This window comes from Streptomyces sp. NPDC041784 (assembly GCF_055591025.1).
The window spans coordinates 24,323-46,144 of record NZ_JBVJAB010000029.1 but is presented as its reverse complement, the minus strand read 5'-3'; the positions used below and the strand labels follow the sequence as shown (position 1 = coordinate 46,144).

At 72.9% G+C, this 21,822-nt stretch carries 17 protein-coding genes and 2 pseudogenes; 11 read left to right on the top strand and 8 right to left on the bottom strand.

Annotated features, from left to right (window positions below):
- Positions 1-161: 161 nt before the first annotated feature.
- A complete protein-coding gene (locus ACZ6D7_RS38780; protein WP_469501163.1) occupies positions 162-1,025 on the bottom strand; it encodes a glutamate ABC transporter substrate-binding protein in 864 nt (287 codons plus the stop codon).
- Between the two features lie 70 nt (positions 1,026-1,095).
- On the bottom strand, positions 1,096-1,872 hold the full coding sequence (locus tag ACZ6D7_RS38775) for an amino acid ABC transporter ATP-binding protein (RefSeq protein ID WP_469501161.1): 777 nt from the start codon (positions 1,870-1,872) through the stop codon (positions 1,096-1,098).
- A 290-nt stretch (positions 1,873-2,162) separates the two neighbouring features.
- Between ACZ6D7_RS38775 and ACZ6D7_RS38770 the strand changes: the two genes are divergently transcribed.
- Positions 2,163-2,849 (top strand): response regulator transcription factor, encoded by a 687-nt coding sequence (locus tag ACZ6D7_RS38770; RefSeq protein ID WP_469501159.1) that lies wholly within the window; start codon positions 2,163-2,165, stop codon positions 2,847-2,849.
- Positions 2,850-2,858: 9 nt separating this feature from the next.
- Positions 2,859-4,271 carry a sensor histidine kinase gene (locus ACZ6D7_RS38765; RefSeq protein WP_469501158.1) on the top strand — a complete coding sequence of 471 codons (1,413 nt, stop codon included), beginning with the start codon at positions 2,859-2,861 and terminating at the stop codon, positions 4,269-4,271.
- A gap of 11 nt (positions 4,272-4,282) precedes the next feature.
- On the opposite strand, the gene ACZ6D7_RS38760 is transcribed toward ACZ6D7_RS38765, so the two are convergent.
- A complete protein-coding gene (locus tag ACZ6D7_RS38760) occupies positions 4,283-5,281 on the bottom strand; it encodes a TAXI family TRAP transporter solute-binding subunit (protein ID WP_469501156.1) in 999 nt (332 codons plus the stop codon).
- A gap of 99 nt (positions 5,282-5,380) precedes the next feature.
- Here ACZ6D7_RS38760 and ACZ6D7_RS38755 point away from each other — a divergent pair, with 99 nt between their 5' ends.
- Positions 5,381-5,788 carry a pyrophosphohydrolase domain-containing protein gene (locus tag ACZ6D7_RS38755; RefSeq protein WP_469501154.1) on the top strand — a complete coding sequence of 136 codons (408 nt, stop codon included), beginning with the start codon at positions 5,381-5,383 and terminating at the stop codon, positions 5,786-5,788.
- A gap of 19 nt (positions 5,789-5,807) precedes the next feature.
- On the opposite strand, the gene ACZ6D7_RS38750 is transcribed toward ACZ6D7_RS38755, so the two are convergent.
- The 3 genes from ACZ6D7_RS38750 to ACZ6D7_RS38740 all read right to left on the bottom strand — a co-directional run bounded on the left by ACZ6D7_RS38750 (position 5,808) and on the right by ACZ6D7_RS38740 (position 9,396).
- Positions 5,808-7,226, bottom strand: coding sequence for a hypothetical protein (locus tag ACZ6D7_RS38750; RefSeq protein ID WP_469501151.1), 1,419 nt, complete (start codon positions 7,224-7,226; stop codon positions 5,808-5,810).
- 333 nt (positions 7,227-7,559) lie between these two features.
- Positions 7,560-8,903 carry a cation:proton antiporter gene (locus ACZ6D7_RS38745; RefSeq protein ID WP_469501148.1) on the bottom strand — a complete coding sequence of 448 codons (1,344 nt, stop codon included), beginning with the start codon at positions 8,901-8,903 and terminating at the stop codon, positions 7,560-7,562.
- Positions 8,904-8,910: 7 nt separating this feature from the next.
- A complete protein-coding gene (locus ACZ6D7_RS38740) occupies positions 8,911-9,396 on the bottom strand; it encodes a cation:proton antiporter regulatory subunit (RefSeq protein WP_469501147.1) in 486 nt (161 codons plus the stop codon).
- Positions 9,397-9,695: 299 nt separating this feature from the next.
- Here ACZ6D7_RS38740 and ACZ6D7_RS38735 point away from each other — a divergent pair, with 299 nt between their 5' ends.
- On the top strand, positions 9,696-10,721 hold the full coding sequence (locus ACZ6D7_RS38735; RefSeq protein ID WP_469501145.1) for a sensor histidine kinase: 1,026 nt from the start codon (positions 9,696-9,698) through the stop codon (positions 10,719-10,721).
- The gene (locus tag ACZ6D7_RS38730) at positions 10,718-11,395 is read left to right on the top strand and encodes a response regulator (RefSeq protein ID WP_469501143.1); all 678 of its coding nucleotides are present in this window, start codon (positions 10,718-10,720) and stop codon (positions 11,393-11,395) included. Before ACZ6D7_RS38735 ends, ACZ6D7_RS38730 begins: the two co-directional genes overlap by 4 nt.
- Before the next feature lie 159 nt (positions 11,396-11,554).
- Here the strand turns inward: ACZ6D7_RS38730 and ACZ6D7_RS38725 are convergent, their stop codons facing one another.
- The gene (locus ACZ6D7_RS38725) at positions 11,555-16,315 is read right to left on the bottom strand and encodes a CHAT domain-containing protein (RefSeq protein ID WP_469501142.1); all 4,761 of its coding nucleotides are present in this window, start codon (positions 16,313-16,315) and stop codon (positions 11,555-11,557) included.
- An 85-nt stretch (positions 16,316-16,400) separates the two neighbouring features.
- Here ACZ6D7_RS38725 and ACZ6D7_RS38720 point away from each other — a divergent pair, with 85 nt between their 5' ends.
- The 3 genes from ACZ6D7_RS38720 to ACZ6D7_RS38710 all read left to right on the top strand — a co-directional run bounded on the left by ACZ6D7_RS38720 (position 16,401) and on the right by ACZ6D7_RS38710 (position 19,019).
- Positions 16,401-16,784, top strand: a complete 384-nt coding sequence (locus ACZ6D7_RS38720; RefSeq protein ID WP_469501140.1) for a hypothetical protein — start codon at positions 16,401-16,403, stop codon at positions 16,782-16,784.
- A 22-nt stretch (positions 16,785-16,806) separates the two neighbouring features.
- Positions 16,807-17,619, top strand: a complete 813-nt coding sequence (locus tag ACZ6D7_RS38715) for a hypothetical protein (protein ID WP_469501138.1) — start codon at positions 16,807-16,809, stop codon at positions 17,617-17,619.
- A gap of 221 nt (positions 17,620-17,840) precedes the next feature.
- Positions 17,841-19,019 (top strand): pyridoxal phosphate-dependent aminotransferase, encoded by a 1,179-nt coding sequence (locus ACZ6D7_RS38710; RefSeq protein WP_469501136.1) that lies wholly within the window; start codon positions 17,841-17,843, stop codon positions 19,017-19,019.
- Between the two features lie 15 nt (positions 19,020-19,034).
- Here the strand turns inward: ACZ6D7_RS38710 and ACZ6D7_RS38705 are convergent.
- Positions 19,035-19,157 (bottom strand): annotated as a pseudogene (locus ACZ6D7_RS38705) (TetR/AcrR family transcriptional regulator); the annotation flags it as partial.
- 1 nt (position 19,158) lies between these two features.
- Here ACZ6D7_RS38705 and ACZ6D7_RS38700 point away from each other — a divergent pair.
- The 3 genes and pseudogenes from ACZ6D7_RS38700 to miaB all read left to right on the top strand — a co-directional run.
- A pseudogene (locus ACZ6D7_RS38700) lies at positions 19,159-19,425 on the top strand (NAD-binding protein); the annotation flags it as partial.
- Between the two features lie 31 nt (positions 19,426-19,456).
- Positions 19,457-20,206, top strand: a complete 750-nt coding sequence (locus ACZ6D7_RS38695) for a PP2C family protein-serine/threonine phosphatase (protein ID WP_469501133.1) — start codon at positions 19,457-19,459, stop codon at positions 20,204-20,206.
- A gap of 82 nt (positions 20,207-20,288) precedes the next feature.
- Positions 20,289-21,815 (top strand): tRNA (N6-isopentenyl adenosine(37)-C2)-methylthiotransferase MiaB, encoded by a 1,527-nt coding sequence (miaB, locus tag ACZ6D7_RS38690; protein ID WP_469501130.1) that lies wholly within the window; start codon positions 20,289-20,291, stop codon positions 21,813-21,815.
- Positions 21,816-21,822 lie beyond the last annotated feature (7 nt).

Below are 21,822 nucleotides of genomic sequence, written 5' to 3'. Positions count from 1 at the left end.
TCCCGCCCGCACCCCGAGAGGCCGTGAACCCCAGGCAACGCCCCCCCCTCTCCCCCCTTTCTCTTTGGGGGGTGGCGGGGGGGGGGTCTCCCCCCCCCCCCCCCCCCCCCCCCCCCCCCCCCCCCCCCCCCCCCAGGAAACCCCGCTGGGCTGGGCTGTGACTACGAGGCGTTCGGAACGATGACGCCGATCTTCGGGGCCGCCTCGTTCTTGTAGTCCGCCGGGCCGAGGTTGGCGTCGACGGCCTTCTGCCAGGAGCCGTCGCTGACCATCTGCTCCAGCGCCTTGTTGATCTTGTCGACGGTCGCGGTGTCGCCCTTCTTGACGCCGACGCCGTAGTTCTCGTTGCTCAGCTTCAGGCCCGCGAGCTTGAACTGGCCCTTGTACTGCTCCTGGGACGCGAAGCCGGCGAGGATCGAGTCGTCGGTGGTCACCGCGTCCACGGCGCCGCTCTGCAGAGCGGCGATGCACTCCGAGTAGGTGCTGACCTCCTTCAGGTTCGCCTTCGGGGCGATCGACTTCTGGACGTTCTGCGCCGAGGTCGAACCGACCACGGAACACAGGTTCTTGCCGTTGAGGTCGTCGCCCTTGGCGATGTCCGAGTCCGACTTGATCAGCAGGTCCTGGTGGGCCAGCAGGTACGGGCCGGCGAAGTCCACCTTCTGCTTGCGCTCGTCGTTGATCGAGTAGGTGGCCGCGATGAACTTGACGTCCCCGCGCGCGAGGGCGTTCTCGCGGTCGGCGCTCTTGGTCTCGACGAACTCGATCTGGTCCGCCTCGTAGCCGAGCTGCTTGGCGACGTAGGTCGCCACGTCCACGTCGAAGCCGGCGAAGGATCCGTCGGGCTTCTTCAGACCGAGACCGGGCTGGTCGTACTTGATGCCGACCTTGATCTTGCCGCCACCGCCGGTGCCGGTGGTGGAGCCGCTGCCCGCGTCGTCGTCGCTGTCGCCGCCGCACGCGGTGGCGGAGAGGGCGAGGGCGAGCACAGCGGCCGAGACGGCGGTGACCTTGCGAAGCTTCATGACTACTTCCTTAGGGATGAAGGACTGAGGGCGGTGCGGGTTCCGTCAGACATAACGGGCCGGGGCGCGGTCAGTGGTGAAGGATCTTCGACAGGAAGTCCTTCGCACGGTCGCTGCGCGGGTTGCTGAAGAACTGGTCGGGAGTGGCCTCCTCGACGATGCGGCCGTCGGCCATGAAGACCACGCGGTTCGCCGCGGATCGTGCGAAGCCCATCTCGTGGGTGACGACGATCATGGTCATGCCGTCCCGGGCGAGCTGCTGCATGACCTCGAGCACCTCGTTGATCATCTCCGGGTCGAGAGCCGAGGTCGGCTCGTCGAAGAGCATGACCTTCGGGTCCATCGCCAGCGCCCGGGCGATGGCGACACGCTGCTGCTGGCCGCCCGAGAGCTGCGCCGGGTACTTGTCGGCCTGGGTGCTCACGCCGACCCGGTCGAGGAGGGCTCGGGCCTTCTCCTCGGCCTGCTTCTGGTCCGTCTTGCGGACCTTGACCTGGCCCAGCATCACGTTCTCGAGCACGGTCTTGTGCGCGAACAGGTTGAACGACTGGAAGACCATGCCGACGTCGGCCCGCAGCCGGGCCAGCGCCTTGCCTTCCGCGGGCAGCGGCTTCCCGTCGATCGTGATCGTGCCCGCGTCGATCGTCTCCAAACGGTTGATGGTGCGGCACAGGGTCGACTTCCCGGACCCGGAGGGCCCGATGACCACGACAACCTCACCGCGGGTGATCGTCAGATCGATGTCCTGGAGCACGTGCAACGCGCCGAAGTGCTTGTTGACACTCTTCAGGACGACGAGATCGTCGGGCGGGGCCGCATCTTCCTTGGCCACCGAAACATCGGTCATCGCTCTCAGGCTCCGTCCTCCTCGGTTTCGGAGGACAGTAATAACCGGGCGCGACCAGCGTCATTACATCTGAGGGGAATCTGAGCATCACGATCCGATAGCAATCGGACACGTGTCGTAGTACTTGCGACCTGCGCGCGTATCGGCCGGGTAACGGAAGTTCCCCGCAACCGGAACCCACTTGACGGCGTCCTCGTCCATCAGCGTGACTGCCATGATGCACACGCACGTGTGGCACTGTTTTTTGTACATAACACGACCAAACGGCCGATGAACCGGAGGGGGCCGGGATGAGACTGCTCCTCGTCGAGGACGACAACCATGTCGCCGCCGCACTGTCCGCGGTCCTCAGGCGGCACGGGTTCGACGTCACCCATGCCCGCAACGGCGAGGAGGCCCTTCAGGCGCTGGTCCCCGAGGGCCCCGGCTTCGGCGTCGTCCTGCTCGACCTCGGCCTGCCCGACCAGGACGGCTACGAGGTCTGCGGCAAGATCCGCAAGCGCACCGCCACCCCGGTGATCATGGTGACCGCGCGCGCCGACGTACGCTCGCGCATCCACGGCCTCAACCTGGGCGCCGACGACTACGTGGTGAAGCCGTACGACACCGGAGAACTGCTCGCCCGGATCCACGCCGTCAGCCGGCGCACCGTGCCCGAGGATCCGGCCGCGGCCGGCGACGACGCGCTGCGGCTCGGCCCCGTCCAGATCGAGCTGCCCACTCGGCGGGTCACCGTGGACGGTTCGGTCGTCCAGCTGACCCGCAAGGAGTTCGACCTCCTCGCGCTGCTCGCCCAGCGTCCCGGTGTGGTCTTCCGGCGCGAGCAGATCATCAGCGAGGTCTGGCGTACCAGCTGGGAGGGGACCGGGCGCACCCTGGAGGTCCACGTGGCCTCCCTGCGCGCCAAGCTGCGCATGCCCGCCCTGATCGAGACCGTACGGGGCGTCGGGTATCGGCTCGTCGCCCCCGGCGCGTAGCGGGGAACGTTGCGCACACGTCTGCTGCCGCTGCTCATCGTGCTGATGGCGGCCGTCCTGCTCGCCCTGGGCGTGCCGCTGGCCGTCAGCGTGGCCGGCGCGCAGCAGCAGAAGGTGGTCGTCGACCGGATCGACGACACCGCGCGCTTCGCGGCGCTCGCCCAGTTCGTCACCGTCCCGTCGGAGACGGACACCGCCCTGCCCTCGTCCACGAACGAGCGGCTCGAGACGCTTGAGCGCGAGCTCGACAGCTACTACGACGTCTACGACATTCGTGCCGGTGTCTTCTACCCCACCCGTGTCCCTCTGGCCAATGCTCCGGGGAACTGGCCCCTCCCCCAAGAGGGTGAGGTGCGGGACGCGTTCCAGGAGGCGCTGCTCAGCCGGCGCAGCCACGACCCGCAGCAGGTGTGGCCGTGGCAGCGCCATCGTCTCGTCGTCGCGTCGCCGGTCATCCGGGACGGCGACGTCGTCGCGGTGGTCGTCACCGACTCGCCCACCGGGCCGATGCGGTCGCGGATCCTGCAGGGCTGGCTGCTCATCGGCGCGGGCGAGATCGCCGCGATGCTGCTGGCCATCGGCGCCGCGCTGCGGCTGACCGGCTGGGTGCTCAAGCCGGTCCGCGTCCTGGACGTCGTCACCCACGCGATCGCGAGCGGCCGACTGAAGTCCCGTGTCGCCGTCGCCGGCGGGCCGCCGGAACTCAGGCGCCTGGCCAGGTCGTTCAACGAGATGGCGGACAACGTCGAGGACGTGCTGGAGCAGCAGCGTGCCTTCGTCGCCGACGCCTCGCACCAGCTGCGCAACCCGCTCGCGGCGCTGCTGCTGCGCATCGAACTGCTCGCCTACGAGCTTCCGGAGGGCAACGAGGAGATCGCCTCCGTCCAGAACGAGGGCCGGCGCCTGGCCGAGGTGCTGGACGACCTGCTCGACCTGGCCCTGGCCGAGCACACCGAGGCCGATCTGAGGGTCACCGACATCGGCGCGCTGGCCTCCGAGCGCGTCGCCGCGTGGGCGCCCACCGCCGAGGCCAAGGGCGTCCGGCTGGTCGGCGACTGCCCGGCCACCACGGCCTGGGCCGACCCCGTCACGCTCTCCAGCGCGCTGGACGCGGTGATCGACAACGCCGTGAAGTTCACGCCGGAGGGGGAGAGCGTCGAGGTGTCGGTCGCGGCGGACGGTGAGACCTCCACCGTCGTCGTCACCGACAACGGCCCCGGCCTCACCGACGAGGAGCTCGCGCGCGTGGGCGACCGCTTCTGGCGCAGCGGCCGCCATCAGAACATCAAGGGCTCCGGCCTCGGCCTGTCCATCTCCCGGACCCTGCTCGCGGCGGGCGGCGGCTCCCTCTCGTACGACCATCACGAGCCGACCGGGCTGCGGGTGACCGTGTCGGTGCCGAGGTCACGGCCCACGCTCTGAGCGGCGGCGGGTTACGGCTTGACGGAGCGGTAGTAGCGGCGGGCGCCGTCGTGCAGAGGGAGGGGGTCGGTGTAGATCGCCGTGCGCAGGTCGACCAGCTGGGCGGAGTGGACGCGCGAGCCGATGTCGTCCCGGCTCTTGATCACGGTCCGGGTCAGCCACTCGGTCAGCCGGGGGTCCATGTCCGTACGGGTCATCAGCAGGTTGGACACCGCGATCGTCGGCACGGTGTCGCCCTTCTGGATGGTCGGGTACGCCGACTCGGGCATGTTCGTCGCGCGGTAGTAGCCGGTGGAGCTGTCCTGGCTGTGCATCTTGGCGACGAGCTTGGCGTCGATCGGCACGAACCGGAAGTCGAAGGTCTTGGCCAGGTCCCGCAGACCGCCCGTGGGCACCCCGCCGGACCAGAAGAACGCGTCGATCTTCCCCTGCGCCAGTCGCTGGGGACCGGTGTTGATGCCCTCCGACACGGCCGTGATGTCCTCGCCCGGGTCCACGCCGGCCGCCTTCAGCACGCGTTCCGCTATCAGCCGCACGCCCGAGCCGGGCAGCCCGGTCGCCACGGTCCTGCCCTTCAGGTCGGTGAGGGAGCGCACGTCCGAGTCGCGCGCCACGACGAGCTGCACATAGTCGTCGTAGAGCCGGGCCACGCCGCGCAGCCGGGCCGCGGACCCCTTGTTCCGCGACTCGTAGGTCTGCACCGCGTCCGCCGCGGCGATGGTGAAGTCGGCGTCGCCGTTCGCCACGCGCGCGACGTTCTCCTGCGAGCCGTTGCTGGTCGTCAGCGTCACCTTCAGGTTCGGCATGTCCTTCGCCAGCTCGTCGCGGAGCAGGGTGCCGTACTCCTGGTAGACGCCGTGGGTCGTGCCCGTGCTGAAGGTGATCGTGCCGTTCGGCGGGGCCTCGCCCAGCGGCAGCAGCCACCACAGCAGCAGACCGAGCGTGACGACACCGGCCGCCGCACCTTGCAGCGCCCGGCGCCTGCCGATACGGGGGAACACCTTGGACATGCGGCGATCCTGCCAGCAGGGACGCGGTGCTGACCAGGGCGGGGCTCACGGACCGGCGAGACGGGGCGGGCTGTCGGTGGGGGTCGTTACAGTCGGTGCATGAGTTCTTCGCCCGTCGAACTGGTCCGTGAGTTCCACCATGCCTTCGGGCTCGACGCCCGTGGTACGCCGACCGAGGTGTCGCCCCGGCTCGCCGCGCACCGGGGCGAGCTGCTCGCCGAGGAGGCGGCGGAGGTGGCCGAGGTGTCGGTGGGCGGCCCGTTGGACCGGCTCGCGCACGAGCTGGCGGACGTCGTGTACGTCGCGTACGGCACCGCCCTGGTGCACGGCATCGACCTCGACGCGGTGATCGCCGAGATCCACCGGTCCAACATGACGAAGCTGGGCCCCGACGGCCAGGTCACCCGCCGAGAGGACGGCAAGGTCCTCAAGGGCGAGCACTACGAGGCGCCGGACGTGTCGGCGGTGCTGCGCCGCCAGGGATGGATACCTGGCGGCGCGTCCTGATCCACCGGGACGGGCGGTCCTAGGAGGACTCGCCGCCCGCCAGCTTCCACTCCCGGTGCAGTGCCCCGAGCGGGATGTCCCGCTGGAACACGGGCGTGCCGAAGATCGACAGCTGCAACCGCAGGGTGCCGCTGAGGTCGACTCCGCCGTAGACGGCCCAGGAGCCCTCGGCCTCGAACACGTCGTCGGTACCGGTCACCGTGCCGGTCCCCTCGCCGCGGACGTACGGGGCCAGGTCGGCGATGACACCGACGCTGCCGTAGAGACCGACGGTGGCCTGGGCGCCGAGGGCGGCCTTCACGCTTCCGGCGGTGGTGACGGAGGTCCGTACGGGCGTGCTCGTCATGTCGGAGGAGCTGACCGGCGTCCAGCCCTGGGCGAGGCCGAAGGTGCCGCCGGCCTTGAAGTCGCCCTTGAGGTTCTGCTCGACGTCGACGGTGACCTTGCCGTCGCCGCTGATCTGGATGTAGCAGGTCAGGTCGAGGTTGACGACGACGGGCACGGGGCCGACCTGGAGCACCGGGTCGGCGTGCAGCGTGGCGAAGGGAATGCGCACTGGGGTTGCTGAGGCGCCGGCGCGGCCCTTCAGCGCCCAGCCCGAGGTCCAGTCGCCGGACACGCCCAGGTAGGCCGAGGCGGGCGCGGTCTCGGCGCCCTCACCGCCGTAGCGGAAGTCGACCTGCGGGGCGACCTGCACGAAGCCCTCGACGGACGCGGAGGCCGAGGCGGTGGCGTCCCCCGCGGTCGTGGTCGCGGTCGGCAGCTCGGCGCGTACGTCGAGCCGCAGACTGCCCAGCGGAACCGTCGCGCCCTCCGGCCCGACGTGCACGTCGTCCGTGCGCGTCCAGGAGACGTCGACGTCGGGCAGCAGCTTGTCGATGTCGAAGGCGGCCGGGTCGACCGGCACGCTGCCCTTCGCGGTGTCGTCCCCGAGCAGGGCGTTGAGCTGGGCGGGCTCGGTCTGTACCTCCGTGCCCTCCTCGGTCTCGCCGATCACCTTGGTGACCTTCGCGAGCAGGCCCTTCGGGGCGCCGGGTGCCGGGGCGCTGGCGATGACGTCGCCGACGGCGGTGCGGTGGGGCGTCTCCTCCGAGGCGCTCGGGGAGGGCGGGTTCGCGGTGGGTGAACCTGCCGAGGGTGAGGAACTCGGCTCGTCCGTCCCGTCGTTGGAGGAGATGACGGCGCGCCGGGTCTTGCTGTCGTAGGAGCTGACGCTCAGCTCCGTGGACTGGGCCTCGCCGCCGGCGGTGCCCGGACTCGCGGTGGCGGTCGCGGTCCCGGCGGGCGCGGCGGCCACCGCGAGCGAACGCTCCGCGGAGTCGGGAGAGGCGTCCGCGGCGGCCTGCCGGCCGGCGGTCGAGGAGGGAGTGTCGGCCTGCGACGGGGGAGAGGAACAGCCCGCAGCGAGGAGGAGGGCGGATGCGGCTAAAGCGGGCATGAGGGCACGGGAGTGCCTCAGGCGTCTGCGCAAGGTCAGTCCTGGAAGGTGGGGGGTGAGGAAAGGGGACCGGCCGGGCAGATGGTGCTACTGGCCGGTAACAGGCCATGAGCATGCCATGGGTGACCCAAGGAGACTTCACGAATCAGCCATGTGTGGGGTGTGACGTGAGACACGAGATACGGGTGGGGGCGGTGCGTCCGGTGGGGCGAGTGGGGCCGGTGGGGCGCGCGCGTCCGGTGGGGCGAGTGGGGGTCGGTGGGGGCGCGCGTCCGGTGGGGCGAGTGGGGTCGGTGGGGGCGGGGCGCGCTTTCCTCAGTCGCTCACCGGTGTCTACGGCCGCCGTACCTCCGGCGGGTGCTCCGGCGTGCCGGGGCCGGGGCCGGGGCCCGTGCCAATGCCAGTGCCCGTGCCGGGGCTGGTGCCGGTGCCCGCTGCCGTTCCTGTGCCCGTGTCCGTTCGAGTGTCCGTGTCCCCGCGCGGGTCCCCCGTGACCGCGCTCGTTCCCGTCGGTCGGGTGCGGCGGTGGGTCCACCAGCTCGCCACCGGTTCCGTGAAGCGGGCGGTGAGGGGGCCCAGGACGACCAGGAGGAGGACGTACGCCGTGGCCAGCGGGCCGAGGGACGGCTCGATCCCGGCGGTGACCGCGAGCCCGGCGATGACGATCGAGAACTCGCCGCGGGCCACCAGCGCACCACCGGCGCGCCACCTGCCCTTGGCCGAGATACCGGCGCGGCGGGCCGCCCAGTAGCCGGTGGCGATCTTCGTCGCGGCGGTGACGACGGCCAGCGCGAGCGCGGGAAGGAGGACCGGCGGAATACTCGCCGGGTCGGTGTGCAGTCCGAAGAAGACGAAGAAGACCGCGGCGAACAGGTCCCGCAGCGGGCTCAGGAGCGTGTGCGCGCCCTCCGCGACCTCCCCCGACAGCGCGATGCCCACCAGGAACGCGCCCACGGCCGCCGACACCTGGAGCTGCTGGGCCACACCTGCGACCAGGATGGTCAGGCCCAGGACGACGAGCAGCAGCTTCTCCGGGTCGTCGCTCGACACGAAACGCGAGACGACCCGGCCGTAGCGCACCGCCGTGAACAGCACGAGCCCCGCGACGCCCAGCGCGACGGCCAGGGTGAGGCTGCCCGCGGCCAGCCCCGCCCCGGCCACCAGCGCCGTGACGATGGGCAGATAGACCGCCATCGCCAGGTCCTCCAGGACGAGGACGCTCAGGATCACCGGGGTCTCCCGGTTGCCGACCCGGCCCAGGTCGCCGAGGACCTTGGCGATCACCCCGGACGACGAGATCCAGGTGACGCCCGCCAGCACCACGGCTGCCACCGGACCCCAGCCCAGCAGCAGTGCGGCCGCCGCGCCCGGCAGCGCGTTGAGCGCGCCGTCCATGAGCCCGGACGGGTAGTGGGCCTTGAGGTTGGAGACCAGATCGCTCGCCGAGTACTCCAGGCCGAGCATCAGCAACAACAGGATGACGCCGATCTCCGCGCCGGTCGCGATGAACTCCTCGCTCGCCCCGAGCGGCAGCAGTCCGCCCTCCCCGAAGGCCAGCCCGGCCAGCAGGTACAGCGGTATCGGCGAGAAACGGAAACGGGCCGCGAACCGGCCGAGCAGGCCGAGGCCCAGGATGATGGAACCGAACTCGATCAGCAGGACGGCGGAGGAGTGCATCCGTCGCTCACTCCCGCCCGAGTATCGCCGCGGCCGCGTCCACGCCCTCACGGGTGCCGATGACGATCAGGGTGTCACCGCCCGCCAGCCGGAAGTCCGGCGCCGGGGACGGAATCGCCTCGGCCCGCCGCAGCACCGCCACGATCGACGCGCCGGTCTCCGTCCGCATCCGGGTATCGCCGAGCAGCCGGCCGTTCCAGCGGGAGGCCGCCGCGACCTCGATCCGCTCGGCGACCAACCCCAGGTCCGTGGTGTACAGCAGGCTCGCGCTGTGGTGGGACGGCTTCAGCACGTCGATCAGCGAGCCCGCCTCCGCGCCGGTCAGATGCAGGGAGTGGGCGCAGGTGTCGGGATCGTCGGCCCGGTACACGCCGACCGTGCGGGTGCCGTCGCGGTGCGCCACCACCGACAGATGGCGCTGCTCGCGCGTCACGAGGTCGTACTGGACCCCGATGCCTGGCAGCGGTGTCGTCCGGAGGCGTGGAGCAGACACGTTTCTTCCCCTTACTGATCGTTCCTGTCCGTGCTGATTGCTGCTGATGCCGTCGATCGCCGTCGATCGCTGCGGATCGCTGCGGGTCGCTTGTGCGAGGCCAGCCGCTGCGCGGCTGCCGACGGCGGGGCGAGGGGCCGCCGCCGGGTGCGCGCAGCCGCCATGCTGCCATCCACCCGTACGGTGGCGACATGGGTGTTGTGACGGATGGACAGGGCCGCCGGACGGAAGAAAGGCTGGTCACGGCGGTGCCATGGGTGGTGCGTGGCGGGAGAAGGCGGAGCGGAGGGAGAGGGAGCGTGTCGCTGTTCCGGAGGATCTTCGCCCTCAACGCCCTCGGTCTGATCGTGGCCGCCGCGCTGCTCCTCGGGCCGGTCACCGTCTCCACCCCGGTCCTGCCGGGCGAGGCGCTCGTCGTGCTGGCCGGGCTGGCCGTGCTGCTGGCCGTCAACGTCCTCGTGCTGCGGGTCGGACTGGCCCCGCTCGGACGCCTCGGCCGGGCGATGGCCGCCGCCGACCTGCTGCGGCCCGGCGCCCGTGCCGTGGTCAGCGGACCGGTGGAGACCGCCGAGCTGATCACGACGTACAACGCCATGCTCGACCGGCTCGAGGCCGAGCGCGCCGCCAGTGCGGGGCGCGCGCTGTCCGCGCAGGAACGCGAGCGGCAGCGCATCGCGCGCGAACTCCACGACGAGGTCGGCCAGACGCTGACCGCCGTCCTGCTCCAGCTCAAACGGGTCGCCGACCGGGCACCGGAGGAACTGCGCGACGAACTGGGCCAGGCCCAGGAGGCCACCCGCGCCGGGCTGGACGAGATCCGCCGGATCGCCCGCCGGCTGCGCCCCGGTGTCCTCGACGAACTCGGGCTGCTCAGCGCCCTGCGGTCGCTCGCGGGCGAGTTCACGACCCATGGGCTGACGGTCCGACCCGACCTGCGCCCCGGCCTGCCCTCGCTGCCCCAGGAGACGGAACTCGTGCTCTACCGCGTCGCCCAGGAAGCCCTCACCAACACCGCCCGCCACTCCGGAGCCGACCACGCCGAACTCCGCCTGCGCCCGCTCGCCGACGGTGTCGAACTCCTCGTACGCGACAACGGGCGCGGGCTGGGCGAGACCACGGGGGAGGGAGCCGGCATACGGGGGATGCGGGAGCGGGCGCTGTTGATAAGGGCGAGGCTTCTGGTGACTTCGGGCGTGGGGCGCGACGGGAGGGGCGGTACGGACGTACGCCTGTGGGCATCGGTGACGCCCGCGCCGCTGCCCCACGATCCGGCCGCCGTCGGGGCGGGCGCCTCCCCGCCTGCCGTACTCGGAGCGGAGCGATGAGCGACGGCAGGGGCGGTCGGCCGATCCGCGTGCTCCTCGCCGACGACCACACGCTGGTCCGCCGGGGCGTGCGGCTCATCCTGGACGGCGAACCCGACCTGGAGGTCGTGGCGGAGGCCGGGGACGGGGCCGAGGCGGTCGAGAAGGCCCGCGCCGGGGGCATCGACCTGGCCGTTCTCGACGTGGCCATGCCTCGGATGACCGGCCTCCAGGCGGCCCGCGAGCTCTCCCGGCGCCTGCCCGCCCTGCGCATCCTCGTCCTCACCATGTACGACAACGAGCAGTACTTCTTCGAGGCCCTCAAGGCCGGGGCCGGCGGCTACGTGCTCAAGTCGGTCGCCGACCGGGACCTCGTCGAGGCGTGCCGGGCGGTGGTGCGCGACGAGCCGTTCATCTACCCGGGCGCGGAGCGGGCGCTGGTCCGCTCCTACCTGGACCGGCTGCACCGCGGGGACGCCGTCGACGGACTGCCCGCACGGCCCATCACCGAGCGCGAGGAGGAGATCCTCAAGCTGGTCGCCGAGGGCCACACCTCCCGGGAAATCGGCGCGCTGCTCCACATCAGCGCCAAGACGGTCGAACGCCACCGCGCCAACCTCCTGCACAAACTCGGCATGCGCGACCGCCTGGAACTCACCCGCTACGCCATAAGGGCCGGCCTCATCGATCCCTGAGGTCCTGAGGTCCTGGGGTCCTGAGGTCCTGGGGTCCTGAGGTCCTGGGGCCCTGAGGCCCTGGGGCCCTGAGGCCCTGAGGTCCTGAGGCCCTGAGGCCCTGGGGTCCCTGGAGGGGTCCCCGAGCTCCCTGAGCGTGGACGGGAGCCGGTGGAGTGTTCACGCGCCCGCGTGTACGTACGCCGCCCACACGTGCGGTCGTTCCGGTATCCGCTCGCGCAGGGCGCGGACGCTGTGGTGGAGGGCGTGGGCCGGGAGGTGGGTGGTCGTGGCGTGGCGGTAGAAGTCGCGGGTGACATGGTCGGCGTGGGTGCTGTCGATCTCCCAGAGCGTGCCCACGGCGGTGGGGAATCCGGCGAGGAGGAAGGCGCCGGTGATGTGGATGGCCTCGTCGCTGAGCCGTTCGGAGGTGCGGGCGGTGCCGCAGGCGGCGAGGAAGGCGAGCTGTGCCGCGCCCGGCTGCGCGCGGCAGATGTCCAGCACGGACAGGGACTCGCCGCTCGGCAGATGCAGCAGGGCGCCGGACGGCTCCGCCGGGTCGGCGGCCGCGTGGCAGCCGAAGTGCGCCCAGGCCGCGCCGCCCAGTGTGGCCAGCACGGCCGCCCGGGTCGCGGCGGCGCCCACCAGCGGCTCGCGCGCCCCGAGCAGCCCGGCCGCGTAGCGGGTCGCGGCCGCGACACCGGGCAGGTCCTCCTCGGGTGCGGCGACCAGCAGCGCGGTGCCGTCGCCGGCCCCCTCGCGCCGTTCGGCGCGGGCGCGGGCGTACGCGAGGGTCTGGAAACCAGGGACGTACGACGACACCACGGTGTCCAGCGCGGCCCCGCAGCCGCCGAGGTCGCCGAGGTCGCAGTCGGGGCGGGTGCACTGGGCCGCGTGCAGCGGCAGGGCGTGGAAGGCGCCCGTGGGCACCCACCAGATCCTCGGCCAGGGACCCCCCTCGGGGACGGGCGCGGTGGCCCCCACGTGTTCGAGGACGGGCCGTACGACCGTGTGCCAGGTCCAGGACAGCGTCCGGCGGATCGTGGCGCCGGCGCCGACCAGCTCGGCCGGGGAACGCCTCGACGCACCCTGCGCGTTGATGATGTCGACGGCCTCGCGCAGCCGTCGGGCCGCGTCGGTGACCGCGGCGGCGTCGGGTTCCAGGGTGAGCGCGGTGATCGACCGGTCCGTCACGACGACGGCGTGGCACAGGCGTTTGGTGTGGTTGAGGACGACGACCGGGCCGTCCGCCGCGAGGGCGCGCAGCTGGGCGGCGGTCAGCGGGCGCAGGAAGCCGTCGAAACCGGGCTGGGCGCGGATGCGGTCGACCAGTGCGTCCAGGGCGCGGGACGTACGGAGTTTGCCGAGCCGGGCGCGCTCGGCGTCCCCGGGCGCCACCGGCGCATGGTCGGCGGCCAGCGCGTCGGTCAGCCGCTCGAACTCGCCGGCCAGCTCCGGGTGGGCGGCACGCAGCTCGCCGAGGTCGGTCCGCGCCTCCAGCCGCCGGGCCAGCAGCAGCCCGCGGCCGCGCTCCAGCAGCTCGGTGGCGCGGTCGACCTCGGGGCCGGTCACGGCGCGCGGGAGGGCAGGGGGATCGTTCAAGGCGCGCAGGAGGGCGGTCGGGTCGGGCGGGGCGCCGGCGCCGGCCCCGGCGCCGGACACGGCTCCGGCGCCGGTCCCGGCCTCGGTTTCTGACACAGGCTCGGCTTCTGACATGGCCTCGGCACCTGTGCCAGCCTGCGCCTCTGACACGGCCTCTGCTTCTGACACAGCCGCCGCCTCTGACATGGCCTCAGCTCCTGCCTGGGCTTTCGCCTCGGCCAGGAGCTGCCGCATCTGCCGCAGGTGGTCCTCGAGGCGGGCGGTGCCGTCGCGGACCAGGAGCGTGGTGAGGATCAGCTCGACGATCCCCCTGATGTCCCCCTCGAACTGCGTCAGCCCGTACTCGGCGGACCGCTGGTCGCTGCCCCGGTCGGTGATGTCCGGCAGCGCCGCCACGGCCGCGTCGAGGTGGGAGAGGGCCAGGTCGACCCGGGGCCGGGGCCGGGCCAGCGCACCCGCCGCCGCCCCGATCTCGCCGTGCGCCCGCAACAGCACCGGGATCCTCGGATCCCGCAGCGCGGCGGGGTCGGCGACCCCGGAGAGCCGGTCGCGCAGCGGGGCCATCAGGGCCTCGAACGCGTTCGACGGCGACGACGGCGACGACGGCGTCCGCGCCGAGGACACGGCCGAGGACTCGGCCGGGCCAGGGCCCTCGCCCGACCGCTCCCGCGTGACCGGCGGCAGACGTCCGCCGCCCGCGAGGCCGACACCGATCATCGCCAGGAAGGACCGCATCATGTCCGCCCAGCCGTCCGGCGCCTCCGGCTCGACCGCCTCGATCAGCCGGGCGGCCTCCACGACGAGGGCCTTCGCCCGCTCCGGTTCGTCGGCACCGAGCGCCAGCGCGCGCAGGGCGAGGACCCGCAGCAGCGTCATCCCGGTGAACAGCCGCATCCGGGGATCCGGTGGTGCCGCCGCGTACCGGCGACGGCACCGGTCGACCTGATCGTCGGTGACATCCCGCTCCGGACCGCTGCCGCCCGGCCCCATGGTCTCCAGCAGGTCGAGATAGACGTCGCCCATCATGTCGGCCCCCGGCAGCGCGTCCGCCGCCTCGGGGCTCGCGCCGCCGCCGAGTTCCCGCATCCGCCGGGCGATCGCGCGGGCCTTGTCGAGCTGGCCCGGCTCATGGCCGAACCAGTAGAGCTGCACGGCGTTGTGCAACTCCGTGTGCGCGGCCCAGAACGCCTGGCTCAGGTCGGCCACTTCACCTTCCGGACCGTCCCCGCCCTCCCCACCTTCCCCATCCCTCCTGCCCTCCCCGCCGTCCGCACCGGCTCGGCCGTCCGCCGCCCGTGCCGTCGCGAGCAGGACGGCCGCCTCACGGGAGGCCTCGGTGTCGAAGTGCGCGGCCGACAGGGCCGTGAGCGCCTGGGCGAGCATCAGGTCGACCGCCACGGGCAGCTCCTGCGCGTGCGCGCGGGCATGGCGCAGCAGCGGCACGGCCTCTTCGAGGAGCGCCGGGTCGATGCGTACGGAGGCCAGCGAGCACAGCGCGCTCCCGAGTGCCGCGGACAGGTACGGCCGCTGCGGATCGTCCTCGGCCATGTCGGCGAGGAGTTCCCGCAGTACGGCGATGTCGGCGTCCAGGTGGTCCGGATCGTCCAGGCGGACGTCGGTCATACGGGACAGCTGGGAGATCATGCGGGACAGCTCCGGGTCCGCCCTGCCGTCCGGTTCACCGGTGACGACCGTCCCCGCGGCGGCCGCCAGCGCGGCGTCGTACGCGCCCTTGCGCAGCAGACCCGGCAGCAGCAGACCGTCCGGCGCCGCGGCCGCCGCCTCCTCGGCCAGCGACCTGGCCTCCGCTTCGAGGCGCTCGGCCCCGGCCCCCGCGCCGAGTCGACCCGCCCCCGCCGACCCCATCGCCCGGACGTCCGGCACCCGTACGTCCGTCCCCCGTACGTCCGTCCCCCGACCCTCCGTCCCCCGACCCTCGTGCGCCCGCACCTCCTGCGCCCGCAGTCCGACGAGGGAGGCCAGTACAGCGACGCACGCATACCGCAGCGGCGCGTCGGCGGGCACCCCGGTCAGCGACGCCCGGTACCGGGCGATCTGCTCGTCGGACACCGTGCCGGTGGTGAGGGTGGACAGGATGGCGAGCGTCTCCAGCGCGATGTCCGGGGCCTCGCCGTGCCGTACGGCCTGGTCCCGGAGCCGGTCGACCAGCAGACCGAGGGCCGGCCCGGCGTCCGGCCTGCCGTCGTCCGGATCCAGTGCCAGGCGCCGCAGGCTCAGCAGGACGTCGAGGTTCTCGCGCTCTGCGGCGTTCAGGGTGTCCGGGTCCACGGCGGCGAGGACGTCGACCGCCTCGCGCGAGACCGCGGCGTCGCCGCGCTGCTCGCCGAGGGCGGCGAGCGCCTCGCTCAGGGCCACCACGACGGCGAAGTGGGCCGGATGACCGGGCGGGGTGTGGCCGAGAGCCGTGCGCAGCCGTCGTACGGCACAGGCGACACGGCCCGCGTCCTGCTCCCGCGTGCCCGCCTCGGCGACGGCCGCGCCGATCTGGAGGTCCACCTGTCCCGGCCAGGCGCTGGGCGCGGCGTGCAGCGCGCGCAGGAAGCTCAGCCCCTCCATGGTCTCCGGGGCGAGCAGGCCGGGTGCCGCCGCGACCAGCCGCTCGACCTCGTCGAGCGAGGGCTCGCCGAGCAGCCGCGCCGCGTCCACGACCGTCCCGAGTGAGAACGCGGCCGCTTCCGTGCCGGCCGGGCCGAGCGCGCCTGGGCCGCCGAGGGCGTTCAGCCGTTCGCACACAGCGCGCGCGTGCCGGGCCGCAGCGGCGAGTGCGTCGGGATCCGCCGTGAGCCGGAACCGGGCCGTCTCGACGCCGAGGGCGTGCACCGTCAGGTCGACGAAGCCCTCGTGCTCCTCGGGCAGCAGGCTCAGGGCCGTCTCCGACCAGGCGAGCGCGCGCTCCAGCGCCGCCAGGCGGTCGGACTCGGGGACGTCGGGCGCTTCGAGCGCGTCCCCGTGCGCCGAGCTGACGAGGAACGCGAACCGTGCGTCGAGGGCCGGATCGGCGGGGTCGAAGGCCTCCTGGAGGGGTGGCGGGAACTGCACGTCCTCGGGGACGCGCGGCCGGAGAAACCCGAACGTGCTCATGACGATCGCGACGTTCTGCTGCGCGTCCGGATCCTCGGCGCCGAGGTGACGGAACCAGAACGTCCAGAAGACGGCGGCGACCGAGTCGAGGTCGACCGGCTCCTCCGGCGAGGGCGTGACCGACCGCAGCAGCGCGAGGGCGTCGGCGACCGCCTCCGGCTCGCGCAGTGGCCCGGGATCGCGACTGTTCTGGGCTGCCAGCAGGCGGGCGACGACTCGTTCCCGAAGCTCCGTCATCACTCCCTATAGTAATTTGATTTCACGTCAGCACAGTGTGAATTCAGGGCACTTGAGGCAGCTCCGGGCAGCCGAGGGGGACACGGTGGGACACGGGACGAAGGCGCAGCGGCTCTACGAGGACGCCGTCGCGTACGTGTGCCGCAACGCCGGGACGCTCCGCGAACTCGTCGGTCCCGCCCGCTGGGACGCCCCGTACGCGACCGTCCGGGACGGCGACCCCGCGGCCGAGGCCTGGCGGGACGCCGTACGCGCCCTGCACGACGCGGCCGAGGAGGCCGGCATACCCGGCGGGCTCGGCCTGCGCTCCACCATGGGCGCCGGCGACTGGCCCGCCGGACCCGCGCCCCGCTCGACCGGCTGGGTCTGCCCCACGGGCCGCTGTGCCCGGGTGGACCTGCACGAGGACACGGCTCCCGACACGGGCGTCTGCGCGCTGGCCGGCGGGCCGATGCGCCGGGTGGACTGACGACGGGGCGGGGGCGGGCAGGGTGGGACTCCTTCTCGAACTCCAGCGGCGCATCCCCGACGGATGGTTTCTGCGGCGGCTGCTGCCCGCCCTGCTGTTCGTCGTGGTCGTCCTCGTGGGCGGCGGGCAGCTCGGTCGGCGTCACTGGGACGACGTCGGGCTCGCCCGGGACCGGATCGCCGGCGCGCTGCGGCTGAACGGCGGGCTCGGCGCGGACGGCGTCGCCGTGCTCCTGCTCGTCGCGGTAGCGGCGGTGGTGACCGCGCTGGCCGTGCCCCTCGCCGCCGACGGCGTCGCCGCGCTGGCGGCCGGCGCCTGGCCCTGGTGGCTCACGCCGCTGGCCGGGCGGCTGACCCGGTGGCGGGCCCGGCGCTGGACCTCGCCCCAGGAGATCGGCCGCGAGGCCGTACGGGCCCGCGCGGCCGGACGGGAGACGCGCGCCGCCCGCCTCGACGCGCGCCGCGCCCGCGCCGCGCCGGCCAGGCCCGTCTGCCCCACCTGGTCCGGCGACCGGCTCCGGGCGGCCGAGCGCAGCGTCAGGACGGAGACCGGCACCGACCTCGCCGACGAGTGGAGCAGACTCCTCCTCGCGATACCGGACACCTCCCGCACCGCCCTGACCGAGGCCCGCGACGCCTATCAGGCGTCCTGCGAGGCCCTCGTGTGGAGCGCCGCGTTCACCGTCGTCGGCGTCTGGTGGTGGCCCGCGGGCCTCGGCGGGATCGTGCTGGGCCTGGCGTCCTGGCGCGCGCTGCGCCGCGCGGCGGACGGCCTGTGCCGCACGGCCGAGGCGGTCGTCGCGCTTCAGCGGACGGCGGGGGCGGCGACGGACTGAGGCCCTGACGGGACGAGGCCTTGACGGGCTGAGGCCCTGGCGGGCTGAGGCTCCGACCGGCTCAGGCCTGCCCGGCGCACCCCCGGCAGCAGTCCGCGCCGGATCTCGCAGCCCGCGCCGGGTCCCGTAGACGGGGCACACCCCCGTCCCTCGCATACTGTTCCGGTCGGCCGACCGGGAGGTCCCGGCATCCGTCCGCCCTCGAACCCGGAGGTCGCAGTATGAAGATCTCGCAGCGCGCCCAGGCCGTCGCGCCGTTCTACGCCATGGAGTTCGGCAAGCACGCCGCCGCGCTCCAGGCGCGGGGCCACCACGTCGTCAAGCTCAGCCTGGGCGAGCCGGACTTCGGCGCGCCCCCGGCCGTCGTGGACGCGATGCGCGAGGTCATGGACGCCGGCACGCCCATGACGTACACGGCGGCGCTCGGCCTGCCCGCGCTACGGGAGGCCATCGCGGGGTTCTACCGGGACCGGCACGGCGTCGACGTGGACCCGGCCCGGGTCGTCGTCACCGCCGGCGCCTCGGCCGCGCTCGTCCTGGCCACCGCCGCGCTGGTCGACCCCGGCGACGAGGTGCTCATCGCCGACCCGTCGTACCCCTGCAACCGGCAGATCGTCGAGAGCTTCGGCGCCCGCGTCGGCCTCGTCCCCACCACCGCCGACACCCGCTACCAGCTGGACGCGGCGTCCGTACGGTCGCACTGGACGGACCACACCCGCGGCGTCATGGTCGCCACCCCGTCGAACCCCACCGGCACCTCCGTCCCCACCGCCGAACTCGCCGCGATCTGCGACCACGCCCGTGAGCACGACGCCTGGCGCCTCGTCGACGAGATCTACCTCGACCTCGGCGACCACGACGACCAGGGCCGGCCGCCGCGCAGCGCGCTGTCCCTCGACCCCGGCGCGATCGTCATCAACAGCTTCTCGAAGTACTTCGGGATGACCGGCTGGCGGCTCGGCTGGTGCGTCGTCCCCGAACCCCTCGTACCGGCGCTGGAGCGCCTCGCCCAGAACTACTTCCTCTGCGCCTCCGCGCCCGCCCAGCACGCCGCCCTGGCCTGCTTCACCCCCGAGTCGCTCGCCGTGTGCGAGAGCCGCCGCGTCGAGTTCGCCGAGCGGCGCGCGCTCGTCCTCGACGGTCTGGAGCGGATCGGACTGCCGGTCCCGGTCCCGCCCGACGGCGCGTTCTACGTCTACTTCGACGTCAGCGGCACCGGGCTCACCTCGTGGGAGTTCTGCGAACGGGCGCTCCAGGAGGCGCACGTGGCCCTCACTCCGGGCCGGGACTTCGGCGTGCACACCGCCGAGACCCACGTACGGCTGTCGTACGCGGCCTCCGCCGACGAGCTCCGCGAGGGAATCGCCCGGCTCGGGACGTTCGTGGCCACGCTCCGGTAGTGCGCGCCGCGGCCGTCAGCCGCCCTTCGGCACCGCCGCGTCGAGGAGGGGGCCCAGCTCCCGGGCCACGGTCGTCAGCGCCCGGACGTCCCGCTCGGCCCGGGCCATGAGGATCGCCCCCTCCAACGCGCCGATCATGATGGCCAGCGCCGTCTCCCGCGTGAAGGCACCCAAGCTGCTGGCCCGCGACTTCGCCGTCCAGGCGGCGGCCGCGGACGTCCTGAAGAACAACCGGCTGATCGCCGGCGCCGCCCGCGAGACCGGCCTGGCCTCACCCCTCCTCGACGTCTGCCACGCCCTCTACGACGAGGCGGTCGCCCAGGGGCACGGCGGCGAGGACATGGTCGCCGTCCTGCACGCGCTGGAGACCCGGACCGACTCCCTCAGGTCGTCGTCACCCGAGTAGTGCGGACCCCGGGGCGGCCTACCCTGGAGGCATGCCGCATGTCGCCGTGACGGCGCTCAGCCATCCCGGACTGCTCCGGGAACGGAACGAGGACAGCCTCGTCGCCGGACCGTGGACGCTGTGCGCCACGGTGACCGAGAATCCCCAGACCCTGGTCTTCCCGCTCGGGACGCCCCTGGTCGTCGCGGTCGCCGACGGGCTCGGCGGGCATCCCCGCGGTGACGTGGCCAGCGGGCTGGTCGTCCGCCGGATGGCGACGGTGGGTCCCGTGCTGACCGACGAGGGCGCCCTCCGCGACACCCTGGACGCGTGCAACCGCGCCGTGTACGAGGCCGCCGGCGGCGACGAGGGCGGCGAGCTGGCCGCCATGGGGACGACGATCGCCGGGCTGGTCGTACGGCCCGACGAGGTGCTGGTGTTCAACGTGGGCGACAGCCGGGTCTTCGCCGTCCGCGACGACGGGCTGCGGCAGGTGAGCGTCGACGACAGCCCGCCGCTCGCCCCCGGGCAGCGCACGACGTCCGTCGTCACCCAGTGCCTGGGCGGGAGCCCGGACTTCCGCCCCGTCCGCCCCCACGCGACGGCGGTTCCGCTCGCCCCCGGCGACCGCTACCTCATCTGCACCGACGGACTGACCGACCCGGTGCCGGAGGACGTGCTCGAAGAGGTGCTGCGGGAGCACGACGACGCCCGCGCGGCCTTCGAACTGTGGAAGGCCGCGATCGCCGAGGGCGGCCCGGACAACATCACGCTGGCGCTCGTGCGGGTCTCGGAGGACTGACGGCGTCCCGGAGAAAGTGCGCCGGAGCGGCGGCGGGATCCTCCCGGCCGGAGCCCTCGTGGCGACCGCCTACCCTTGAGGCATGACCAGCAGCAGCGACCGGAGCCTCGCAGTGGACGTTCAAGCACCCAAGAGCTATGAAATCCGCACCTACGGGTGCCAGATGAACGTCCACGACTCCGAGCGGTTGTCCGGACTGCTGGAGGACGCCGGGTACGTCCGCGCCCCCGAGGGCTCGGACGGCGACGCGGACGTCGTCGTCTTCAACACCTGCGCGGTGCGCGAGAACGCCGACAACCGCCTCTACGGCAACCTCGGCCGGCTCGCCCCCCGCAAGGCCTCGCGCCCGGGCATGCAGATCGCGGTCGGCGGCTGCCTCGCCCAGAAGGACCGCGACACCATCGTGAAGAGGGCGCCCTGGGTGGACGTCGTCTTCGGCACGCACAACATCGGCAAGCTCCCGGTGCTGCTGGAACGCGCGCGCGTGCAGGAAGAGGCGCAGGTCGAGATCGCGGAGTCCCTGGAGGCCTTCCCCTCCACCCTGCCGACCCGCCGCGAGAGCGCCTACGCGGCCTGGGTGTCGATCTCCGTCGGCTGCAACAACACCTGCACCTTCTGCATCGTCCCGGCCCTGCGCGGCAAGGAGAAGGACCGCCGCACCGGCGACATCCTCGCCGAGATCGAGGCCCTGGTCGGCGAGGGCGTCTCCGAGATCACCCTGCTCGGCCAGAACGTCAACGCGTACGGCTCCGACATCGGCGACCGCGAGGCCTTCAGCAAGCTGCTGCGCGCCTGCGGCTCGATCGAGGGCCTGGAGCGGGTCCGCTTCACCTCCCCGCACCCGCGCGACTTCACGGACGACGTCATCGCCGCCATGGCCGAGACGCCGAACGTGATGCCGCAGCTGCACATGCCGCTCCAGTCCGGCTCGGACCCGGTCCTGAAGGCGATGCGCCGCTCGTACCGGCAGGAGCGCTACCTCGGGATCATCGAGAAGGTCCGCGCCGCCATCCCGCACGCGGCGATCACCACCGACATCATCGTGGGCTTCCCCGGCGAGACCGAGGAGGACTTCGAACAGACGATGCACGTGGTGCGCGAGGCCCGCTTCACCCAGGCGTTCACCTTCCAGTACTCCAAGCGCCCCGGGACGCCGGCCGCGACCATGGAGAACCAGATCCCCAAGGAGGTCGTCCAGGCGCGCTACGAGCGTCTCGTCGCCCTTCAGGAGGAGATCTCCTGGGAGGAGAACAAGAAGCAGGTCGGCCGCACCCTGGAGCTGATGGTCGCCGAGGGCGAGGGCCGCAAGGACGGCGCCACCCACCGCCTCTCCGGCCGCGCCCCCGACAACCGTCTGGTCCACTTCACCAAGCCGGACCAGGAGGTCCGCCCCGGTGACGTCGTGACCGTCGAGATCACGTACGCCGCCCCGCACCACCTCCTCGCCGAGGGCGCCGTCCTCGACGTGCGCCGCACGCGCGCGGGCGACGCCTGGGAGAAGCGCACCGCCGAGAAGGCCGCCCAGCCGGCCGGCGTCATGCTGGGCCTGCCGAAGATCGGCGCCCCGGCTCCGCTGCCGGCCGTGGCGAGCGGCTGCGGCTGCGACTGACGTGTCC